This is a genomic window from Streptomyces sp. NPDC050504 (genome assembly GCF_044458065.1).
Taxonomy (GTDB): domain Bacteria; phylum Actinomycetota; class Actinomycetes; order Streptomycetales; family Streptomycetaceae; genus Streptomyces.
On sequence record NZ_JBITHO010000007.1, the window covers coordinates 335,075 to 354,819 of the forward strand.

The 19,745-nt window shown below is 73.9% G+C and carries 17 protein-coding genes; 8 read left to right on the forward strand and 9 right to left on the reverse strand.

Translation table 11 applies throughout. The features are described 5' to 3' along the window. Positions 1-7 precede the first annotated feature (7 nt). The 4 genes from ACIBNE_RS27415 to ACIBNE_RS27430 form a co-directional block, all read right to left on the reverse strand. A complete protein-coding gene (locus tag ACIBNE_RS27415) occupies positions 8-1,546 on the reverse strand; it encodes an APC family permease (protein ID WP_399276026.1) in 1,539 nt (512 codons plus the stop codon). An 81-nt stretch (positions 1,547-1,627) separates the two neighbouring features. Next, on the reverse strand, positions 1,628-2,569 hold the full coding sequence (locus tag ACIBNE_RS27420; RefSeq protein WP_399276028.1) for a hypothetical protein: 942 nt from the start codon (positions 2,567-2,569) through the stop codon (positions 1,628-1,630). A 247-nt stretch (positions 2,570-2,816) separates the two neighbouring features. Beyond that, positions 2,817-3,713: a TIGR03619 family F420-dependent LLM class oxidoreductase gene (locus ACIBNE_RS27425; protein WP_399276030.1), complete on the reverse strand. Its 897-nt coding sequence runs from the start codon at positions 3,711-3,713 to the stop codon at positions 2,817-2,819. A 243-nt stretch (positions 3,714-3,956) separates the two neighbouring features. Continuing rightward, positions 3,957-5,630 carry an FAD-binding dehydrogenase gene (locus ACIBNE_RS27430; RefSeq protein ID WP_399276032.1) on the reverse strand — a complete coding sequence of 558 codons (1,674 nt, stop codon included), beginning with the start codon at positions 5,628-5,630 and terminating at the stop codon, positions 3,957-3,959. 134 nt (positions 5,631-5,764) lie between these two features. Between ACIBNE_RS27430 and ACIBNE_RS27435 the strand changes: the two genes are divergently transcribed. From ACIBNE_RS27435 to ACIBNE_RS27445, 3 genes are read left to right on the forward strand one after another with little or no spacing between them, the layout of a single operon-like run. Further along, positions 5,765-6,319 (forward strand): NUDIX hydrolase, encoded by a 555-nt coding sequence (locus tag ACIBNE_RS27435; protein WP_399276034.1) that lies wholly within the window; start codon positions 5,765-5,767, stop codon positions 6,317-6,319. Beyond that, the gene (locus tag ACIBNE_RS27440; RefSeq protein WP_399276036.1) at positions 6,316-6,708 is read left to right on the forward strand and encodes a YidH family protein; all 393 of its coding nucleotides are present in this window, start codon (positions 6,316-6,318) and stop codon (positions 6,706-6,708) included. The genes ACIBNE_RS27435 and ACIBNE_RS27440 overlap by 4 nt, the downstream gene beginning before the upstream one ends. 11 nt (positions 6,709-6,719) lie before the next feature. After that, complete coding sequence (locus ACIBNE_RS27445; protein ID WP_399276038.1) at positions 6,720-7,037, forward strand: DUF202 domain-containing protein; 318 nt, start codon at positions 6,720-6,722, stop codon at positions 7,035-7,037. Between the two features lie 76 nt (positions 7,038-7,113). On the opposite strand, the gene ACIBNE_RS27450 is transcribed toward ACIBNE_RS27445, so the two are convergent. Together ACIBNE_RS27450 and ACIBNE_RS27455 are read right to left on the reverse strand one after the other, a co-directional pair. Beyond that, positions 7,114-8,049 (reverse strand): NADP-dependent oxidoreductase, encoded by a 936-nt coding sequence (locus ACIBNE_RS27450; RefSeq protein ID WP_399276040.1) that lies wholly within the window; start codon positions 8,047-8,049, stop codon positions 7,114-7,116. A gap of 140 nt (positions 8,050-8,189) precedes the next feature. Further along, the gene (locus ACIBNE_RS27455) at positions 8,190-9,479 is read right to left on the reverse strand and encodes an enolase C-terminal domain-like protein (protein WP_399276042.1); all 1,290 of its coding nucleotides are present in this window, start codon (positions 9,477-9,479) and stop codon (positions 8,190-8,192) included. A gap of 158 nt (positions 9,480-9,637) precedes the next feature. Between ACIBNE_RS27455 and ACIBNE_RS27460 the strand changes: the two genes are divergently transcribed. Continuing rightward, positions 9,638-10,669 (forward strand): phosphotransferase family protein, encoded by a 1,032-nt coding sequence (locus ACIBNE_RS27460; RefSeq protein ID WP_399276044.1) that lies wholly within the window; start codon positions 9,638-9,640, stop codon positions 10,667-10,669. A gap of 5 nt (positions 10,670-10,674) precedes the next feature. Further along, positions 10,675-11,892 carry an acyl-CoA dehydrogenase family protein gene (locus tag ACIBNE_RS27465; RefSeq protein WP_399276046.1) on the forward strand — a complete coding sequence of 406 codons (1,218 nt, stop codon included), beginning with the start codon at positions 10,675-10,677 and terminating at the stop codon, positions 11,890-11,892. A gap of 255 nt (positions 11,893-12,147) precedes the next feature. On the opposite strand, the gene ACIBNE_RS27470 is transcribed toward ACIBNE_RS27465, so the two are convergent. From ACIBNE_RS27470 to ACIBNE_RS27480, 3 genes are read right to left on the reverse strand one after another with little or no spacing between them, the layout of a single operon-like run. Further along, the gene (locus ACIBNE_RS27470; protein WP_399276048.1) at positions 12,148-12,780 is read right to left on the reverse strand and encodes a TetR/AcrR family transcriptional regulator; all 633 of its coding nucleotides are present in this window, start codon (positions 12,778-12,780) and stop codon (positions 12,148-12,150) included. Between the two features lie 58 nt (positions 12,781-12,838). Next, the gene (locus tag ACIBNE_RS27475; RefSeq protein ID WP_399276302.1) at positions 12,839-14,590 is read right to left on the reverse strand and encodes a class I adenylate-forming enzyme family protein; all 1,752 of its coding nucleotides are present in this window, start codon (positions 14,588-14,590) and stop codon (positions 12,839-12,841) included. Positions 14,591-14,613: 23 nt separating this feature from the next. Continuing rightward, on the reverse strand, positions 14,614-15,387 hold the full coding sequence (locus ACIBNE_RS27480) for an SDR family oxidoreductase (protein ID WP_399276050.1): 774 nt from the start codon (positions 15,385-15,387) through the stop codon (positions 14,614-14,616). 166 nt (positions 15,388-15,553) lie between these two features. Here ACIBNE_RS27480 and ACIBNE_RS27485 point away from each other — a divergent pair, with 166 nt between their 5' ends. From ACIBNE_RS27485 to ACIBNE_RS27495, 3 genes are all read left to right on the forward strand, one after another. Beyond that, positions 15,554-16,807: an exo-beta-N-acetylmuramidase NamZ domain-containing protein gene (locus ACIBNE_RS27485; protein WP_399276052.1), complete on the forward strand. Its 1,254-nt coding sequence runs from the start codon at positions 15,554-15,556 to the stop codon at positions 16,805-16,807. A gap of 122 nt (positions 16,808-16,929) precedes the next feature. Further along, positions 16,930-18,282 carry an erythromycin esterase family protein gene (locus ACIBNE_RS27490; RefSeq protein WP_399276054.1) on the forward strand — a complete coding sequence of 451 codons (1,353 nt, stop codon included), beginning with the start codon at positions 16,930-16,932 and terminating at the stop codon, positions 18,280-18,282. 100 nt (positions 18,283-18,382) lie between these two features. Further along, positions 18,383-19,711: a serine-threonine protein kinase gene (locus tag ACIBNE_RS27495; protein WP_399276304.1), complete on the forward strand. Its 1,329-nt coding sequence runs from the start codon at positions 18,383-18,385 to the stop codon at positions 19,709-19,711. Positions 19,712-19,745: the final 34 nt, after the last annotated feature.

The following is a 19,745-nucleotide window of genomic DNA, read 5'->3' on the forward strand; positions in this document are numbered from 1 at the left end:
ACTTTCGTCACATCCGGTCGGACTCCGCCGCCTTCTGGAGCTGGAACGCCTCGTTGCCCAGGCCGATGCGGCCGTGCACGGCGGGCCTGGCGCGCTTCAGCCACGCGCCGTACCCCAGGCCGACGACCAGCGCGGCGCCGATGATGCCGGGCAGCAGCCAGCTGAGCGAGGAGCCGGGGCCCGCGCCGACCAGGACGTCGAACTCCTTGACGGTGTAGACCGCGATGACGATCAGCGAGACGCCCGCGAGGCCGGCCGCGGCGAGCCGGAGCGCCTGCGGGCCCGCCGCGCCGCGCCGCACGAAGAAGGCGATCACCGCGAAGGACGCGGCGGCCATGAGCAGGATGACGCCGAGCGCGCCGATGTTGCCCATCCAGGTGAAGAGGTGCAGGACCGGCACGGTCGGGTCGCCAGCCCGCGTGTCGTCGGTGAGCGCGAAGGCCAGGACCACGACGACCGAGACGGCGCTCTGCAGGAGCGAGCCGGTCGCGGGGGCGCCGCTCGCCCGGTTCGTACGGCCGAAGGCCGCGGGCAGCAGGCCCTCGCGGCCCATGGCGAAGGCGTAGCGGGCGACGACGTTGTGGAAGCTGAGGAGCGCGGCGATCATCCCGGTGACGTACAGGACGTGGAGCACGTCGGTGAAGGCGCTGCCCAGGCGGTCCTCGGTGAGGCCGAAGAGGAGCCCGGGGCCCTCCTTGCCCGCGACCTCGGCGATCGAGCCGGGGCCCGCCGCGATCGACAGGGCCCAGGAGCCGAGCGCGAGGAAGAGCGCCGAGCAGCCGACGGTCAGGAACAGCACGCGGGGCACGATCTTGTGCGGGCTGCTGGTCTCCTCCGCGTACACCGGGGACTGCTCGAAGCCGACGAACGCGGCGATGCAGAAGCAGAGCGCGGTGGCGAGCCCGGCGCCGGTGAGGGTGTCGGGGTCGAAGGCGTGCAGCGAGCGGCCCTCGGGGCCGGGGTCGGCGATGGCCGCGAAGTCGAAGATCAGGACGAGGCCGCACTCGATGACCAGCAGGACGCCGAGGACCTTGGCGTTGAGGTCGATCTTGAGCCAGCCGAGCAGGCCGATGACCACGACCGCGCCGAGGGCCGGGACCCACCAGTCGAGGGTGATGTCGAGGTACGTGGCGAAGAGCCCGGAGACCTCGAAGCCGAGGATGCCGTAGACGCCGACCTGCATGGCGCTGTACGCGACGAGGGCGACGAGCGAGGCGCCCGCGCCCGCGGTGGGACCGAGCCCCCTCGCTATGTAGGCGTAGAAGGCGCCCGCGTTGTGGACGTGGCGGCTCATCTCGGCGTACCCGACGCTGAACAGCATGAGCACGGCGCCCAGGATCACGTACAGCAGGGGCTGGCCCGCGATGCCCATCACGCCGTAGACGGTCGGCATGACGCCGGCGACCGTCATCAGCGGCGCGCTGGAGGCCAGCACGCACAGCAGGAGGCCCGCGGTGCCGAGGCGGCCCGCGCGCAGCGCCTGCTCCTGGCCCTTGTACGTGCTGATCGCGCCGGTCGTTCTCGATTCGCCGAGTTGGCTGGTCAACGGACGTGCCTTTCGGTGGGTTCGGATTGCGCGCTTTCGGTGGGTCCGGGCCGCAGGGCCGTCATCCGGGTCGCACGGCCGTCACACGGCGCCGAGCGCCGCGTCGCGCGCGGCGACGAAGGCCCGGTAGGGGTCCCGGCCCGGATAGGACCAGGGCGCGGGGGTCGCGTGGCCCCCGATGCGGTGGAACAGGGCGGCCGCCTCGGCCGAGCGGCCCGCGCAGAACTTGGCGTGCGCCAGGAAGTTGAGGTCGATGCGGCTCCTGGGGTGCTCCTCGCCCTCCCACTCCAGCCACCAGTCGAACGCGGTCTTGAGGACCTGTCGGGCGCGGCGGCCCACCCAGTGGCCGCTGGCCGCGGGGTCGCCGTACTCGGCGCCCTCGGCGACCAGCACTCGGTAGCGCTCGGCGTGCGCGACGACCGGGAGGATGGCGAGCGGGGAGTCGGCGGGGGCCCGTTCGGCCGCGGCGGCGGCGAAGTCGTAGACGTCGAGGGCCGTCGTGCTCGACGCGGCTTCGGCGAGCCCGGCGACCATCAGGTGGTGGGCGTGGTGGTGCTCGGGGTGGCGCGCGCCGACCTCGGCGAAGAAGCGGACGGCCTCCTCGTGCGTGCCCGTCGAACGGGCCAGCAGGAGCAGCGCGAGCCAGGGCGTCGGATCGTCGGGCGCCAGCCGGGCCGCCTGCTCGCAGGCCGCGCGCGCCTTGTCGGGCGAGGTCTTGCCGCGCAGGGCGCGGAAGACGGTGGCGCAGGCGAGGAGCGCGGCGGCGTCGGGGCTGCCGGGCTCCGCGAGCAGCCAGTCGCGGGCCCAGCCGACCGCGGTCGGCGTCTCGGCGAGCGCGACGACGCGGTGGCCCCTGCGGTCCCAGTCGTTGCCCGTCGCCACGAGGAGGGTGCGGGCGCTGCCCCAGCGCCCCTGGACGAACTTGTCGCGTACGGCGGCGAGTTCGACGTCGTCGAGGGCGGGGTCGAAGGAGTGGTCGCCCTTCTTGCGGTTCCGACCGAGGAAGGGCGGAGGCGGGGACATCCGCGAGGATCCTTTGCAGCGCGCGGGTGGGAGGTGCCGGGCTCGGCGTGGTGCTCGGGTGGTGCGTGACGTGGTGCGTGGTGCGTGGCATCTGGTGCGTGACGTCCGGTGCGCGCTGTTCGATGCGCTCCGTAGTCGGGTGGTTCCTGCACGATGATCGCGCACAGCAAAGCGGTGGCCACCGCCCGACGTCAAGGCCCGGCTTCCCCCAACTCCCTTTCCACGATGCGGTCTTGGCTGAAAGTGATTAGTTTGCCGTGAAAAGATCCAACGCCTTGCCGCCGAGTTCAAGCGCCTCGTCCGGTTCGCGCACGGCCTGCTGGAGGTCGACGAAGGCGCCGTCCGCGCCCGAGTCACGTATGGCGAGAAGCAGTTGGCCGATTTCTTCGGCGCTCTGGCCGGGGGTCGCGTTGTACCGGATCTGCCGGCGCAGGGCGTCCGGGTCGCGGCCCGCGCCGTCCGCCGCCCGGCGCGCGGTCTCCCAGAGCGCGCGGTGCGCCTCGGGCGGGAGCGCGATCCCGACCCAGCCGTCGGCGCGGCGGCCGACGCGGCGCATGGCGGCGGGGGTGAGGCCGCCCAGGTACACGGGCGGGCCCGCCTGCTGGACGGGACGCAGGCCCACGTGCGCGCTCGGGACGCGCCAGTTGGGGCCATCGTGCGCGAAGGTCTCCTCGGTCCAGATGGCCCCGAGGAAGTCGAGGATCTCGTCGAGGTCGGCGCCGCGGCGGGCGAAGTCGGCGTTGACGGAGGTGTATTCGTCCCGCATCCAGCCGACGCCGAAGCCCGCGTCGAGGCGCCCGCCGCTGATGTTGTCCAGGGTGGTGAGGGAGCGGGCGAGCAACAGGGGCGGGTACCAGGGGGCGTTGAGGGTGCTCGTGCCGAGGCGGGCGGTGGTGGTCGCGGTCGCGGCGACGGTCAGGACGGCGAGGGGGTCGAGGAAGGTGGTGAACTCGCGGGGGTAGGGGTTCTCCGCGGTGTGGCCGGGATAGAGGTCGCTGGGGGCGACGGGGGTGAGGGAACGGTCGCCCACCCAGAGGGAGGTGAAGCCCGCGGCTTCGGCGTCGCGGGCGAAGGCCGCGATGCGGGTGGCGTGGTGGGGGGTGGCGTGGGTGCCGTACTGGGGCAGTGCGATGCCTATGTCCATGCGGACAGCTTGGGGGGCGGGGTGGGCGGGGGCCGCGGGGTTCCCGTCGTGAGGCGGGTCACAGCGGGTGGGGACGCGGGTGACGGGTCACAGGGGTGGGGACGCGAGTGGCGGGCCCGCTCGCGCCGAGTGGGTGCGCGCGGCGCGTGCCCTCCCCCGCGCAGTTCCCCGCGCCCCTCAAGGGGCGGGGTGTGAACCGCCCCCGCGCGGCGGAACCCGCACCGCCCCACCGGCCCTCGCCCCCTACCCCACCTCCCGCGCCGCCGCGCGGCCCGCCGCCCGGCCCGAGAAGATGCAGCCGCCCAGGAACGTGCCCTCCAGCGAGCGGTAGCCGTGGACCCCGCCGCCGCCGAAGCCCGCTGCCTCGCCCGCCGCGTACACCCCGGGCAGCGGCGAGCCGTCCGCCGTCAGGACGCGCGACGACAGGTCGGTCTCCAGGCCGCCCAGCGACTTGCGCGTCAGGATGTTGAGGCGCACGGCGATCAGCGGCCCCGCCGCGGGGTCGAGGATCCGGTGCGGCACCGCCGTACGGATGAGCCGGTCGCCCAGGTAGTTGCGCGCGCCCCTGATCGCCGTGACCTGGAGGTCCTTGGTGAAGGGGTTCCTGATCTCCCGGTCGCGCGCGGTGATCTCGCGCCGCAGCTCCGCCTCGTCGATGAGCGGGGTCGGCGTCAGCGCGTTCATCCCCCGCGTCAGCTTCGCCAGGTCGTCCGCCACCACGAAGTCCGCACCCATGTCCATGAACGCCTTCACCGGCGCAGGCACGTCCGCCCGCGCCCGCCCGATCACGTCGCGGACCGAACGCCCCGTGAGGTCCGGGTTCTGCTCGGACCCCGACAGCGCGAACTCCTTGCCGATGATCCGGCGGTTGAGCACGAACCACGTGTACGCGTACCCGGAGCGCATGATGTGCTCCAGCGTGCCGAGCGTGTCGAAGCCGGGGAACAGCGGCACGGGCAGCCGACGGCCCCGCGCGTCCAGCCAGAGCGAGGAAGGGCCGGGCAGGATGCGGATGCCGTGCCGCGCCCAGATCGGGTTCCAGTTCTCGATGCCCTCGGTGTAGTGCCACATCCGGTCGCGGTTGATGTGGTGCGCGCCCGCCGCCTCCGCGATGCCGAGCATCAACCCGTCGACGTGCGCGGGAACCCCGGAGAGCAGCTTCTCCGGCGGCGTGCCGAGCCGCTGCGGCCACTGCTCGCGGACCAGCTCGTGGTTGCCCCCGATGCCGCCCGACGTGATGACGACCGCCTGGGCGCGCAGCTCGAACGCGCCGGCCACCTCGCGGCTCGACGCCCTGCCCCGCTCGGCCCCGCTCGGTTCGAGCACCTCCCCGGTGACCGTGTCCACCGCGCCCGCCGTGGTCGACAGGCCCGTGACGCGGTGCCGGAAGCGCAGCTCGACCAGGCCGCGCGCGACGCCCTCGCGGACGCGGCGCTCGAAGGGCTCGACGACGCCGGGGCCCGTGCCCCAGGTGATGTGGAAGCGGGGCACGGAGTTGCCGTGGCCGCGCGCGTCGTACCCGCCGCGCTCCGCCCAGCCCACGACGGGGAAGAACCGCAGCCCCCGCGCGTGCAGCCAGGAGCGCTTCTCGCCCGCCGCGAAGTCGACGTACGCCTCGGCCCACTTGCGCGGCCAGTGGTCCTCCGGCCGGTCGAAGCCCGCCGTGCCGAGCCAGTCCTGGAGCGCCAGGTCGTGGCTGTCGCGCACGCGCAGGCGGCGCTGCTCGGGGGAGTCGACGAGGAAGAGCCCGCCGAACGACCAGTGCGCCTGTCCGCCGATGGACGCCTCGGGCTCCTGGTCGAGGACGATCACCTTGCGCCCCGCGTCGACGAGTTCGGCGGTGGCGACCAGGCCCGCGAGCCCCGCCCCGATGACGATCGCGTCGGCGTCGTACGCCTTGGCATCCCTGGGTTCCATGCGCGAATCTTCGGTACGCATCGGTAACACGTCAACCGGTGCGGTGGGGCGGGTCGCGCGGGGGGCGCGCGGGAGCGGCGCGGCGGGCCCCACCGGACGGCGGGTGACGTGCGCGGGTGGGGTTTGATGACTCCATGAGTGTTACGGACGAAATCCTGGACGTCGTCGACGAGAACGACCGCGTGGTGCGGCAGGCGCCGCGCGGCGAGGTGTACGCCAAGGGGCTGCGGCACCGCTCCGCGTTCGTCCTCGTGCGGGACGCGGAGGGACGGTTCTTCGTCCACCGGCGCACCGCGACGAAGCTGGTCTTCCCCTCGCTGTACGACATGTTCGTGGGCGGTGTGGTCGGCGCGGGCGAGAGCTACGACGACGCGGCGCTGCGCGAGGCCGAGGAGGAGCTGGGCGTGAGCGGGCTCCCCCGGCCCGTACCGCTCTTCAAGTTCCTCTACGAGCACGGCGAACACCGCTGGTGGTCCTGGGTGTACGAGGTGCGGTGCACGCTGCCGGTCGCCCCGCAGGCCGAGGAGGTCGCCTGGCACGGCTTCCTCGAACCGGCCGAGCTGGAGCGCAGGCTCGTCGACTGGGAGTGGGTGCCGGACGGACTGGCGGCCTTCGAGCGGCTGCGGGAGTTCGACGGGTTCGACGGCCTCGGCCCCGGCGGGTCCTGTCCCGGCGGACGCCACGCGTGAACGCCCTCGTCGAGAGCCTCCGGCTGTGGTTCGCGCCCGCGCGGATCAGGGACGAGGGCGACACCCCCGACTACCGCTTCTCGCTCGCCAACGAACGCACCTTCCTGGCCTGGCTGCGCACCGCGCTCGCGCTGATCGGCGGCGGCTTCGCGGTCGACCAGTTCCTGCCCGACCTGCGGTGGGGCGTGCGCGTCGGGCTCGCCGTCGCGCTGCTCGCCGCCGGGGTGCTGTGCGCGCTGCGCGCGGTCAACCACTGGGTGCGGTGCGAGCGCGCCATGCGCAGGGGCGACGACCTGCCCGTCTCGCGGTTCCCGACGGTGCTGAGCCTGGCGGTCGGCCTGGTGGCGGTCGCCATGGTCGTCGTCGTGGTGTGCGGTTGGGCGGGCTGATGGGGCCGGCCGTGGCGGCGGCCCGGCGCGATCCGGGGCTCCAGCCGGAGCGGACGCGGCTGGCCTGGCGGCGCACCACCCTGTCCTGCACGGTCGCCGCGGTGCTCGCGGCCAAACAGGGACTCCAGCACGAGGACCTCACCGGGCGCGCGGCCGCCGCCGTCGCGCTGAGCCTGCTGGTGTGGCTGGGCTTCCTGCTCGTCGCGCACCGCCGCATCCAGGCGCTGGGCGTCGCCGTGCCCCGCACGCTCGGCGCGCGCGGGGCGCTCACCGCGACGGCGTGCACGCTCGCACTGGCGGTGTTCGGGGGCGTCGCGGTGCTGTGGTGAGCGGTGCTCTGGTGGGCGGTCCTGCGGCGGGCGGTCCTGCGGTGGCCGGTGAGCGGCGGCCTGGGCCCCGGGCCGCTCAGGCCTCCCAGTCGACCGTCACCACGATCTTTCCGCGCGTGCGGCCCTCCGCGTTGAGCCGGTGCGCGTCCGCCGCCCGCTCCAGCGGGAAGGTCCGCTCGACGTGGACCGTGACCGCGCCCCGGTCGGCGAGGTCGGCCAGCGCCTTCAGGTCGTCGGCGTCCGGGCGCACGAAGACGTAGCGGCCGCCGTACGCGAGGACCTCGCCGTCCGCGATGGACGCGAGGCGCCCGTCCGGGGCGAGCAGGTCGGCGGAGACCTTGAGGGTGTCGCCGCCGATGGTGTCGAGCGCCGCGTCGACGCCGCCGGGCGCCAGGGCCCGTACGCGCTCCGCGAGCCCTTCCCCGTACGCGACCGGCTCCGCGCCCAGCTCCCTGAGGTGGTCGTGGTTGCGTTCGCTCGCGGTCCCGATGACGCGGGCGCCCGCGTGCCGGGCGAGCTGGACGGCGATCGAACCGACCCCGCCCGCCGCCGCGTGGACCAGCACGGTGTCGCCCGAGCGCACCGCGAGGGCCCGGTGGAGCGCCTGGTAGGCGGTGAGCCCGGCCAGCGGCAGCCCGGCCGCCTGTTCGAACGACAGGGCGAGCGGCTTGCGGGCGAGGGTGCGGACGGGGGCGGCGACGTACTCCGCGAAGGTGCCCCGGGACAGGAAGTCCTCGCGCACGTACCCCATCACCTCGTCGCCCACCGCGAACTCGTCGACGGACGCCCCCGGCTGGACGACGACCCCGGAGACGTCCCAGCCGGGCACCACCGGGAAGACGGCGTCCAGGACGCCGTCCAGGTAGCCCTCGCGGCACTTCCAGTCGACCGGGTTCACGGCCGCGGCCCGCACCTTCACCAGCACGGAGTCTGGGCCGACCTTGGGGTCGGGGCGCTCGCCGTACTCCAGGACGTCGGGGCCGCCGTAGCGGCTGTAGCTGATCGCCTTCATGCCACCGACCTTGGGTGCGGCACGGCACTCGCGCAAGCCGGGGCGCCCGGCGCGGGTTCGGACACCGGCTCCCCGGCTCCCGGCCCGGGTCCTGACGCCGGTTCTCAGGCGCCCGCCGGTTCTCAGGCGCCCGCCGGTTCTCAGGCGCCCGCCTCCCTCGCCCTGCTCAGCGCCGCCGCGTCGTCGCGGTCGTGCATCGTCCCGTCGTCGTCCTGCCACCGCTTGTGCAGCGCGGCGAGCGCGTCGCGGTCCAGCTCGACGCCGAGGCCGGGCGCGTCCGGCACGACGAGGCCGCCGCCGTCGAAGACGTGGCGCGCGGTGATGACGTCCTCGGTCTGCCAGGGGTAGTGCGTGTCGCAGGCGTGGTCCAGGTGCGGGACGACCGCGGCGGCGTGCGTCATGGCGGCGAGGCTGATGCCCAGGTGCGTGTTGGAGTGCATGGACAGGCCGACGCCGAACGCCCCGCAGATCGCGGCCAGGTCGCGGGTGCGCCCGAGGCCGCCCCAGTAGTGGTGGTCGCTGAGCACGATCCGCACCGCGCCCCTGGTGAACGCCTCGGGGACCTCGGCGAGCGTGGTCACGCACATGTTGGTGGCGAGCGGCACGTCGGTGCGGGCCGCCACCTCGGCCATCGCGGGCGTGCCGGTCGTCGGGTCCTCCAGGTACTCCAGGACGCCCGCGAGCTCGTGCGCCACGCGCACGGAGGTCTCCACGTCCCAGGCGCCGTTCGGGTCCAGGCGCAGGGGCCTGCCGGGGAACGCGTCGGCCAGCGCCCTGATCGCCGCGACCTCCTCGTCCGCGGCGAACACCCCGCCCTTGAGCTTGAAGGAGGTGAAGCCGTGCTCGCGGGCCAGGCGGCGGGCCTGCGCCACGATCCCGGCCGGGTTGAGCGCCTGCGGCCAGCCGTCGCTCCCGCCGCCCGCCGGGTGCTCGGCCCAGCGGTAGAAGAGGTACGCGCTGTACTCGACGCGGTCCCTGACCTTGCCGCCGAGCAGGGCGTGCACCGGCAGGCCGAGCGACTTGCCGAGCGCGTCGAGGCAGGCGACCTCGAAGGCGGAGACGACGGAGAGCATCAGCTTCTCGGCGTTCTGGACGCCGCGCAGGCCGCCCGCGTCGACCCGGGTGTCGTCGGCCGTGGCGGACGGGGCCCCCGGGCCGTCCGGGGCGCCGGACTCGGCCGCGAGCCGGAACAGGCCGTTCACGTCCGTGACCGAGCGGCCGGGGAGCGCGGCGGCCAGCGGAGCGGCGGCGCGGAGGTAGCGGGTGTCTCCGTAGGTCTCCCCCACGCCGTACTCGCCGCCCCGGGTGACGACTTCCACGATGAGGCGGGGCGTGTGGGGCTGGTGGACGCCCTGGGTGTTGAGCAGGGGCGGGTCGGCTATCAGGATCGGAGTGAGCCGCACTTCGTCGATCAGCAGTCGCGTATCCATACGTGAACTCTATTCAGAAACACGTCCGCTCGACCAGAGGCGGGCACCGATACCTTCCCGTCGCCCCCGGGCCGCTCCCCGGCAACCCCCTGGACGACATACCGACTGGTCGGTCATCATGAGCGGCGTCCCAACGGCACCCCCGGAGGAGCGAACACATGAGCCCGACCCCGCCACCCGGCCTCGATCCCGAGCGGCTGCGCGGCCACCTCGACCGCGAGCGCCCCGGGCTGGTGCGCGGCCCGCTGACCGCGCGGCTCATCGAGGGCGGCCGCTCCAACCTGACGTACGCGGTGGAGGACGGGACGGGCCGGTGGGTGGTGCGCAGGCCGCCGCTCGGGCACGTCCTGGCCACCGCGCACGACATGCGCCGCGAGCACCGGGTGGTCACCGCGCTGCGCGGGACCCCGGTGCCCGTGCCGGAGACCGTGCTGCTCTGCGAGGACGAGTCGGTGCTCGGAGCGCCGTTCTACGTCATGGAGTTCGTCGAGGGGACCCCGTACCGCGACGGAGGGCAACTCGCCGCGCTCGGCCCCGGACGCACCCGCGCCGCCGTCCTCGGACTGGTCGACACGCTGGTCGAACTGCACGCCGTAAAGCCCGACGCGGTGGGGCTCGCCGACTTCGGACGGCCCGACGGCTTCCTCGACCGGCAACTGCGGCGGTGGGGGAAGCAGTTGGACGCGTCCCGCAACCGCGAGCTGGCCGGGATCGACGAGCTGCACGCCACGCTGGGCCGCAGGCTGCCCGCCTCGCCCGCCCCGACGGTCGTGCACGGCGACTACCGGCTCGACAACGTCCTCATCGGGGACGCGTCGGACGGCGACCGGATCAGGGCCGTACTGGACTGGGAGATGTCCACGCTCGGCGACCCGCTCACCGACCTCGGGCTGCTCGTGATGTACAGCACCGACCTGGACCTGCCGCACTCGCCGGTCTCCACGACGGCTGGCGCGCCCGGCCACCCCTCCCCCGCCGAGCTGGTCGAGCGCTACGCGGCCCGGTCCGGGCGCGACGCGTCGGCCGTCGACTGGTACACCGCCTTCGCGTGGTTCAAGCTCGCGGTGATCCTCGAAGGCATCCACTACCGCTACACGCTGGGGCAGACCGTGGGCGCGGGCTTCGACCGGATCGGCGAACTGGTCCCCGTCTTCGTCGAGCACGGCCTCACGACCCTCCGGGAAGGCTGAGACACATGGACTTCGCATACGACGCACGGACCGAGGAACTGCGCGCCGCGCTCCTGGCCTTCATGGACGAGCGGGTGCATCCGGCGGAGGCCGTCGCCCGCGAGCAGCGCGCCGCGCTCGCCTCGCCGTGGGACACGCCCGCGGTGGTGGGCGAGTTGAAGGCCGAGGCGCGGCGGCGCGGGCTGTGGAACCTCTTCCTGCCCGACGCGCGGTACGGGGCGGGGCTGACGAACACGCAGTACGCGCCGCTCGCCGAAATCACCGGCCGCTCGCCGCAGTTGGCGCCGACCGCGCTGAACTGCGCGGCGCCCGACACGGGGAACATGGAACTGCTCGCGGAGTTCGGCTCCGAGGCGCAGCGCAAGCAGTGGCTGGAGCCGCTGCTCGCCGGGGAGATCCGCTCGGCGTTCGCGATGACCGAGCCCGAGGTCGCCTCGTCGGACGCGACGAACATCGAGACGCGCATCGAGCGCGACGGCGACGAGTACGTCGTCACGGGCCGCAAGTGGTACATCTCCGGGGCGATGAACCCCGACTGCAAGGTCTTCATCGTGATGGGCAAGACCGATCCGGGCGGCGCGGACGTCAGGCGCCAGCAGTCGATGGTCCTCGTGCCGAGGGACGCGGCGGGCGTCGAGGTCCGCCGCGCGATGAGCGTGTACGGGTACGAGGACCACGCCCACGGCGGGCACGCCGAGGTCCTCTTCGACCGGGTGCGGGTGCCCGCCGCGAACCTCGTGGGCGAGGAGGGCGGCGGCTTCGCCATCGCCCAGGCGCGGCTCGGACCCGGACGGATCCACCACTGCATGCGGCTGATCGGGACGGCCGAGCGGGCGATCGAGCTGATGTGCCGACGGGCCGTCTCCCGGACCGCCTTCGGCAAACCGATCGCCGCGCAGGGCGTGGTGCAGGAGTGGATCGCGGACGCGCGGGTGCAGGTCGAGCAGTTGCGGCTGCTGGTGCTGAAGACGGCGTGGCTGATGGACACGGTCGGGAACCGGGGCGCGCACACCGAGATCCAGGCGATCAAGATCGCGACGCCTCGGGCGGTGGTGGAGATCCTGGACCGGGCGGTGCAGGTGCACGGGGCGGGGGGTGTGAGTCAGGACTTTCCGTTGGCGGAGCTCTGGGCGGGGGCGCGGACGCTGCGGCTCGCGGACGGGCCGGACGAGGTCCATCAGCGGTCGCTGGCGCGGCGCGAGTTGAGGCGGTACGCGGAGTAGGGGCCGTTGCCCTTACGGGGTGCCGTTGCCCGGGGGCGCCGTTTCGCCTGCGGCGGGCGGTCCCCTACCCGCCCCTTCCCGAAACCCTGCCGGGGGCGGGGGCCGCTGCGCGGGGGCGGGTGGGGACCCGGGTGGCGAGCCCGCTCGGGGTGGGTGGGTACGTGCGGCGTGTGCCCCACTCTCGCGCAGTTCCCCGCGCCCCGAAAGGGGCGCGGGGTGGGGTGCCGCCCCTCGCGGCGGAACCCGCACCCGCCCCTACGGGCGCAGTGCTCTCAGGAGGAGGCCTGCCAGGTGGTCCGCCACTTCCTGGGGGGACAGGGGGCCGTCCGGGCGGTACCACGTCGACAGGTGGTGGACGGACCCGAAGTGGTAGTCCACCACCAGGTCCGCCGGGGTCTGGGCCGAGAACACCCCCGCCTTCTGCCCCTCCTCCACCAGCGACCTGAACCGCTCGTGGTACTGCCGCCGTTCCGCCCGCACCTGCCGGTTCTTCTCCGGGCTCAGGTGGTGCATCGAGCGGAAGAAGATCGACGCGTCGTCGAGGTTCTCGATCGTCGTCACGACCACGTCGGCCGCCGCGTCCCGCAGCCGCCGCTCGACGGGCGCGTCGGCGCCCGCGAAGGCGTCCAGCCGCTCCTGCTGGAGCCGCAGCACCCGGGCGTACACCTCCTGGAGCAGGTCCTCCTTGGAGCCGAAGTAGTGGTAGAGCGCCCCCTTGGTGACGCCCGCCGCCTCGACGATCTCCTGGACCGACGTCCGGTCGTAGCCGCGCTCGGCGAAGAGCCTGGTGGCGGCGGCCAGCAGCCGCTGCGGCACGGGTCCGGCGCCCTCGCGGCCGGTGCCCTCGGCGACGGCGCCCGCCCCTTCTCCCGTCGTCCCGGCAGACATCGCCGCCACCACCAGCCTTCCCGCTCCGTACCCGTACCCGTACCGTGCCGCCCCCGCCTCAGCGGGAACGCAGATCCCTCCTGAGGATCTTCCCACTCGCCGTCTTCGGCAGCTCGGGCAGGATCTCCACCTCCCTCGGGTACTTGTACGCGGCCAGCCGCTGCGCGCAGTACGCCGACAGCTCGTCCGGTCCCGCGGCCGCGCCGGGCCGCAGGCTGACGTACGCCCGCACCGTCTCGCCCCGGTACGCGTCCGGCACCCCGACGACCGCCGCCTCGCGCACCGCCGGGTGGGTGTGGAGGACGTCCTCGACCTCGCGCGGCCAGACCTTGAAGCCGGACGCGTTGATCATGTCCTTCTTGCGGTCGACGACGTACAGCCAGCCGTCCCGGTCCATGAAGCCGACGTCCCCGGTGCGCAGTTCGCCGTCGGGGAAGGTCTCGGCCGTGGGGCCCGGCAGCCGCCAGTAGCCGGGGACGACCTGCGGGCCGCGCACCGCGATCTCGCCCTGCTCCCCGAAGGGCACCTCGGCGCCCTCGTCGTCGAGGATCCGCACGACGGTGTCGGGCCCGGGGACCCCGACCGAGAGCGTGCCGGACACCGGGTCGACCGGGGCCTCCTTCCCCGGCGGCACGGCGGCACAGGGCGCGGTGCACTCCGTGAGGCCGTAGCCGTTGTGGAGGTACGGGCCGAAGCCCGCCCGGAACCCCTCCACCAGCGCGGGCGGCACGGGCGCCCCGCCCGATGCGACGATCCGGAACGACGAGAAGTGCTCGCGGGTCGCCCCCGGCGTCGCCGCGAGGGCCATGAACGCGGTGGAGGGCCCGACGGTGTAGGCGGGGCGGTGCTCGACGAAGGCGTCAAGGACGACGCCGGGGTGGAAGCGGTACGCGAGGACCAGGGTGCCCGCGTTGGCCAGGCAGGCGGCGAGTTCGCAGACCAGGCCCGTGATGTGGAAGAGCGGGGCGAGCACGAAGTACCCGGAGCCCTCGTCGAGGGGGAGGCCGCGGCGCTGGCGCTCCGCGTTGACCGTGATGTTGCCGTGCGTGTTCATGGCGCCCTTGGGGGTGCCGCTGGTGCCCGACGTGTAGCTGATCAGCGCGGTGTCGGCGGGGCCCTGCTCCCGGCAGGTCGGCGCGGGCACGCCCGCCCTCGCCACCTCCAGCAGGTCGTCGGCGTCGGCGGGCTTCGGCAGCCGCTCGAAGGCGAGGACCCGCTCGTCGTCGCGCGTCTGGAGGTCGCGCTCGCAGGCCGTGAGGGCGAACCGCACGGGCGTGCCGGCCGCCGTCTCCCGCAGGTACTCCTCCCAGGCGTGGTCCGCGCAGATCAGCACGGTCGCCCCGGCGTCGTGCAGTACGTGCCCGACCTCGCCCGCCTTGTACATCGGGTTGAGCGGGACGACCGTCGCACCGGCCTTCCAGGCGCCGAGCACGGCGAGCACGAAGTGCGGGGTGTTCTGGAGCATGACGGCGACGCGGTCGCCGCGCGCGACGCCGCGCGCGGTCAGGTGTCCGGCGACGGAGTCGGACAGCTCGTCGGTCTCGCGGTAGCTGAGGCGGCCGTCGAAGTAGACGAGCGCGGGACGGTCGGGGGCCCGCTCCACGGCGGCCCTCAAGAGGTGGACGACGCTGTCGGCCGGGTGGATCTCGGCGCGCTGGGCCTCGCTGAGCTGGGCGAGCCAGGGCTTGGCCGCATAGCCGCGGGGCGCGGGCCGCGCCTGCGCGGGCTCGGGCGCCGTCGGCACGGGCGCGGGCGCCGTCGGCGTCGGCGTCGGCGTCGGCTCGGGCGCCGTCGGCGTGGGCTCGGGCATGGGCTCGGGAGCGGACTCGGTGGTCAACAGCTCTCTCCTTCCCACTTCCGCTGGATGTGGTTCATGCCGCCCAGCCACTGCTCGGTGTCCGTGGCGCGCAGCCTGTAGTGCGCCGCGGTCTCGGCGTGCGGCAGCACCAGGAAGCGGTCGACGGCCATCGCGTCGAAGAGCGCGGCGGCCACCTGGTCGGGTTCGATCGCGGTGGGCCGCAGGACCAGTTCGCCCGCCGACCCCGCCGCGTCGAGCATCCGGGTGCGCACTCCCTGCGGGCAGATGGCGTGGACCTTCAGGCCGCGGTGCCCGTAGGTGACCGCGAGCCATTCCGCGTACGCGAGCGCGGCGTGCTTGGTCGCGCTGTAGGGCGCCGCGCCGATCATCGTGAGCAGCCCTGCGGCCGAGACGGTGGAGACGAACCGGCCGTCGCCGCGCTCCAGCCAGTCGGGGAGCAGCGCGCGGACCGCCCGTACGTGCGCCATCACGTTGACGTCCCAGGCCGTGGCCCAGACCTCCTCGGCGGCGAACGCGTCGCCCCCCGCGGGGAGTCCGGCGTTCGCGCAGTACACGTCGATGCCGCCGCCCAGCGCTTCGCGGGCCTCGGCGACGATCTCGGACGCGTCGCCCGGCACCGCGATCGCGCCCAGCTCGTCCGCGACCTGCCGGGCCTTGGCCGCGTCGATGTCGTTGACCACGACCTTGGCGCCCTCGGCGGCGAACCTGCGGGCCAGCGCGGCGCCGATGCCGCCGCCCGCCCCGGTGACGACCACGCCCGCGCCCCGGACGCCCTGGACCGTACTCATGGGGACCTGCCTCTCCACGACCACTCCGCCGACCCTCGCAGACTAACCAGTCGGTATGTGGTCGTGGAAGGGTCGGTGCGGATCGTTCCCGTGGCGCCTTCGGCGCGCTAGCGTGCGGGAACCGGTCCCCCTGGTCTCCACCGGATCCGAGCGCGGAGGTACGGAAATGAGCCTGTCCAGACGGGTACTGCTGGCCGCCGGCGGAGGTGCGGCGGGCACCGTGGGCGCACTGGCCGCCCCGGCGGCCGCCGGGACGAAGGGCCACGGGCGCCCGCGCGTGCGCACCGGTTTCGACCGGCTCGCCGCCGACGCGTACCGGCCGCTCGCCGGGCAGCGCGTGGGCGTGGTCACCAACCCGACCGGGATCACCGCTCGGGCCGGGCACGTCGTGGACGAGATGCACGCGGACGAACGGGTCGACCTGGTCGCCGTCTTCGGCCCCGAGCACGGCTTCCGGGGCACCGCGCAGGCGGGCGGCTCCGAGGGGCGGTACGACGACCCGGCGACCGGGCTGCCGGTCTACGACACGTACCTCAAGAGCGGGCAGCCGCTCGCGGACGTCTTCACCGCTTCGGGCGTCGACACGGTGGTGTTCGACATCCAGGACGCGGGCGCCCGCTTCTACACGTACATCTGGACGCTCTACGACTGCATGGCGGCGGCGCGCCTGGCGGGCAAGCGGTTCGTGGTGCTCGACCGGCCGAACCCGGTGACCGGGCGGGCCGCGCTCGGGCCCGTGCTGGACAAGGCGTTCGCGACGTTCGTCGGGCGCGAGCCGATCGCACAGGCGCACGGCATGACCGTGGCGGAGCTGGCGCTGCTGTTCAACGGGGAGTTCCTGGAACGGCCCGTGGAGCTGGAGACCGTACGGATGTCGGGGTGGCGGCGCGGCGACTTCTTCGACGCGACGGGCCTGCCGTGGGTGCCGCCGAGCCCCAACATGCCGACGCCCGACACCGCGCTGGTCTACTCGGGCACCTGCCTTTTCGAGGGCACCAACCTGTCCGAAGGGCGGGGCACCACACGGCCGTTCGAGCTGTTGGGCGCGGAGGGGATCGACCGGCGGTGGGCGGAGGCGGCGAACGCGCTCGCCCTGCCCGGCGTGCACCTGCGCGAGGCGTACTTCGCGCCGACGTTCTCCAAGTTCCAGGGGAAGACGGTCGGCGGGGTGCAGTTGCACGTCCACGACCGGGAGGCGTTCGATCCCGTACGGACGGGCATCGCGCTGCTGGTGACGGCCAGGCGGAGCTGGAGCGGCTTCGCGTGGCGCCCGGACAACTGGATCGACAAGCTCACGGGCAACACCCGGGTGCGCACGATGATCGACGCGGGCGCCTCCGTGGACGAGGTGACGGGGGCCTGGCGGGCCGACCTGGCGGCCTTCCGCGCCGTACGGAAGTCGTACCTGCTGTACCGCTGAGCCTCCCCCGCCGTCCGGCCGACCGGGGGTGTTCCCCGCCCGCGCACGGGGGTTGTCCCCCGGCGCGGGTGGGGTGCTGCCCGTCTGTCCCTCCCCCGGGCCCGGCCGGAAGGGTGGGGGACATGGAATCGCGCACACGACACCGTCTGCCCCTGCTCGGCCTGCTCACCGCCCTGTGCCTCGGGTCCGTCGCCCCCGCGGCCGGGGCCGCCCCCCGCGCCACCGACCCCGCCGCGTCCGACCCCGCCCGCGAACTAGCCCGCACCGCACACCCGTTGACCGATCTGCGTCCGCTGGAGCGGATCGTCGGCGATGCCAAGGTGGTGGGCGTCGGCGAGGCGACCCACAGCTCGTCGGAGTTCTTCAGGACCAAGCACCGGATATTCGAGCACCTCGTCGAGAAGAAGGGGTTCACCACCTTCTCCCTGGAGACCAGCTGGGGCGGCGGGCTGCTGATCGACGCGTACGTGCAGACCGGCAAGGGCGACCCGGCGAAGATCATGCGGGAGGCGCTGGACTCTCCGGTCTGGAACAACCAGGAGTACCTCGACCTCATCCGGTGGATGCGGCAGCACAACGTCCGCCACCCGGAACACCGGGTGCACTTCATGGGCAACGACGTCGGCTACGCGCCCTCCTCGCTCTTCGACCGGGTCGAGCGCTACGTCGCCGAACACCACCCCGCGCTGCTCCCCCGGTTCAAGGAGCTGTACCGGACGTCGCGGCCGAACGCCCCCACCGCCGACTGGATGCAGCGGTACCTGGAGAAGCCGCGGCCCGAACGGCAGTCGATGTCGGCGGACGTGAACCGCGCGCTGGCGCTGCTGGAGGGCCAGAAGCCCGAGAAGCCCGCCAAGCCGGGCAAGCGCGACAAGAGCGCCGAGGAGCGCGCCTGGGCCGTGCAGAACGCGCGGGCCATCGCCCAGGTCGGCACCCTGTACGCGTTCGACCTCGGCGAGGGGCACGTGCACCGGGCCATGGAGTACCGCGACAGGACCATGGCCGAGAACACGGTGTGGTGGCAGCGCACGACCGGCGACCGGATGGTCCTGTCCGCGCACAACGCCCACGTCGGCTACGAGACCACCGATCCCGTCCACTACCCGAAGGTCCAGGGCGCGTTCATGCGGGACCTGCTGGGCAAGGGCTACGTGACCGTCGGCACGACCTTCGGGCAGGGCTCGTTCAACGCCAACGACACCGAGCAGCCGGGCGAGCCGATGCGGAAGTTCACGGTCGGCCCGCCGGCGGCCGGCAGCAACGAGCACACCCTGGACCGGGTCTCGAAGCGCCCGTACTACCTGGACCTGCGCACGGCGACCGGTCCCGCGCGCGCCTGGCTCGCGGGCACCCGCCCCACGCGCACGATCGGCACGGCCTACCCGTGGCCGAACTCCGAGGCCCCGCACCGGCTGGGCACCCTGTACGACGCGCTGATCCACTTCCCCCGGGTCACGGCCGCGCACCTGCGCTGATCACCGGCGACACCGGGACGTTCGGGCTATGGCCGTCCCCCGCGTCCGGCGGGATGCTGAACGCATCCGCCGGACGCCGAGGGGGACGGTCGTGGACGCGATGAGTGTGGAGCCGTACCGGGAGATCACCTTCGACGCGGACGGCGATCCGGACGCCCGGCAGCGCGCCGCGCTGGACGGGCTCGACGTCACCGACCTGGTGGTGTTCGCCCACGGCTGGAACAACTCCAGGAAGATCGCCACCAGTCTCTACTCCCGCTTCTACGCGCCCTTCCCCGGGCTGCTCGGCGACGGCGGCGCGCGGGTCGGGTACGCGGGGGTGGTCTGGCCCGCGATGCGCTTCGCGGACGAGCCCATCCCGGACTTCGGGAGCCTCGTCGGCAGGGACGCGGAGACGGACCCGGACGCGCTGGACGCCGAGACCTGCCGGATGCTCGTCGAGCTGTTCCCCGGGGAGGCGCGGACCGTCGCGGAACTGGCCGTACTGCTTGCCGAACGACCCGAGTCGCGCGAGGCGTTCGACGACTTCGGGCGGCTGGTGCGCAGGCTCGTGGCGGTGCCCTTCGACTCGCCGGATGCGCGGTACAGGGCCGACGCCCAGCCGGACGCGCTGCCGCGGAGCGACCTGGCGATCCTCTCCGAGGACACCTTGAAGGTGTGTACGTGGTTCACGCAGGCCCTGGCGGACGCGGGCGCCGGGTCCGCACCGGAGCCCGCGCGGCCCGCCGCGCTCGGCGGCGGCCTCAAGAAGCTCTGGAAGGGCGCCAAGGAGCTGCTGCGCCAGGCGACGTACTACGCGATGAAGCGCCGCGCGGGGAAGGTCGGCGAGCTGGGGCTTGGCCCGCTGCTCGGGCGGCTGGCCCGCACCCGTCCCGGGACGCGCGTCCACCTCGTCGGGCACAGTCAGGGCGCCAGGCTCGTCGGCTTCGCGCTGCGCGGGCTGCCGGAGGGGGCGCGCAACGTGAAGTCCCTGACGCTCGTCCAGGGGGCCTTCTCGCACTACGCGTTCTCCGGTTCCGTACCGCACTCCACGCGCAGCCGCGGCGTGCTCAGCGGCCTTCAGGCGCGGGTCGACGGGCCCGTGGTGGGCTGCTACTCGCGGTACGACACGGCGCTCGGGGTGATCTATCCGCTGGCGTCCAAGCTCGCGGGCGACTCGACGACCGCGGCCCCCGCGCGGCTGGACCGCCGCTGGTGGGCGATGGGGGCCGACGGCATCCAGGCCGTGCCGGGGACGCCCGACCTCACGCTGGAGCGCGCGCTGCGCGAGGGGCTGCCCGCCGCGGGGTGCGTGAGCGTGGACACCGCGGCGGTGGTGAAGGACGGCGGGCCGCCGTCGGGCGCGCACAGCGACATCTGCCACGAGGAGCTGGCACGGCTCGTGCTGCTGGCGGGCCGGATCGGCGGCGTGCGAGACCACACCGGGTAAGGGGCGGGCGCCATGGCCCCTGCCCCTTACCCGG

Excerpts from the sequence above, each read along its gene's own strand:
- ACIBNE_RS27420 (WP_399276028.1), bottom strand. The coding sequence starts at position 2,569 with ATGTCCCCGCCTCCGCCCTTCCTCGGTCGGAACCGCAAGAAGGGCGAC.
- ACIBNE_RS27425 (WP_399276030.1), bottom strand. The coding sequence starts at position 3,713 with ATGGACATAGGCATCGCACTGCCCCAGTACGGCACCCACGCCACCCCC.
- ACIBNE_RS27430 (WP_399276032.1), bottom strand. The coding sequence starts at position 5,630 with ATGGAACCCAGGGATGCCAAGGCGTACGACGCCGACGCGATCGTCATC.
- ACIBNE_RS27435 (WP_399276034.1), top strand. The coding sequence starts at position 5,765 with ATGAGTGTTACGGACGAAATCCTGGACGTCGTCGACGAGAACGACCGC.
- ACIBNE_RS27450 (WP_399276040.1), bottom strand. The coding sequence starts at position 8,049 with ATGAAGGCGATCAGCTACAGCCGCTACGGCGGCCCCGACGTCCTGGAG.
- ACIBNE_RS27455 (WP_399276042.1), bottom strand. The coding sequence starts at position 9,479 with ATGGATACGCGACTGCTGATCGACGAAGTGCGGCTCACTCCGATCCTG.
- ACIBNE_RS27460 (WP_399276044.1), top strand. The coding sequence starts at position 9,638 with ATGAGCCCGACCCCGCCACCCGGCCTCGATCCCGAGCGGCTGCGCGGC.
- ACIBNE_RS27465 (WP_399276046.1), top strand. The coding sequence starts at position 10,675 with ATGGACTTCGCATACGACGCACGGACCGAGGAACTGCGCGCCGCGCTC.
- ACIBNE_RS27470 (WP_399276048.1), bottom strand. The coding sequence starts at position 12,780 with ATGTCTGCCGGGACGACGGGAGAAGGGGCGGGCGCCGTCGCCGAGGGC.
- ACIBNE_RS27475 (WP_399276302.1), bottom strand. The coding sequence starts at position 14,590 with ATGCCCGAGCCCACGCCGACGGCGCCCGAGCCGACGCCGACGCCGACG.
- ACIBNE_RS27480 (WP_399276050.1), bottom strand. The coding sequence starts at position 15,387 with ATGAGTACGGTCCAGGGCGTCCGGGGCGCGGGCGTGGTCGTCACCGGG.
- ACIBNE_RS27485 (WP_399276052.1), top strand. The coding sequence starts at position 15,554 with ATGAGCCTGTCCAGACGGGTACTGCTGGCCGCCGGCGGAGGTGCGGCG.
- ACIBNE_RS27490 (WP_399276054.1), top strand. The coding sequence starts at position 16,930 with ATGGAATCGCGCACACGACACCGTCTGCCCCTGCTCGGCCTGCTCACC.
- ACIBNE_RS27495 (WP_399276304.1), top strand. The coding sequence starts at position 18,383 with ATGAGTGTGGAGCCGTACCGGGAGATCACCTTCGACGCGGACGGCGAT.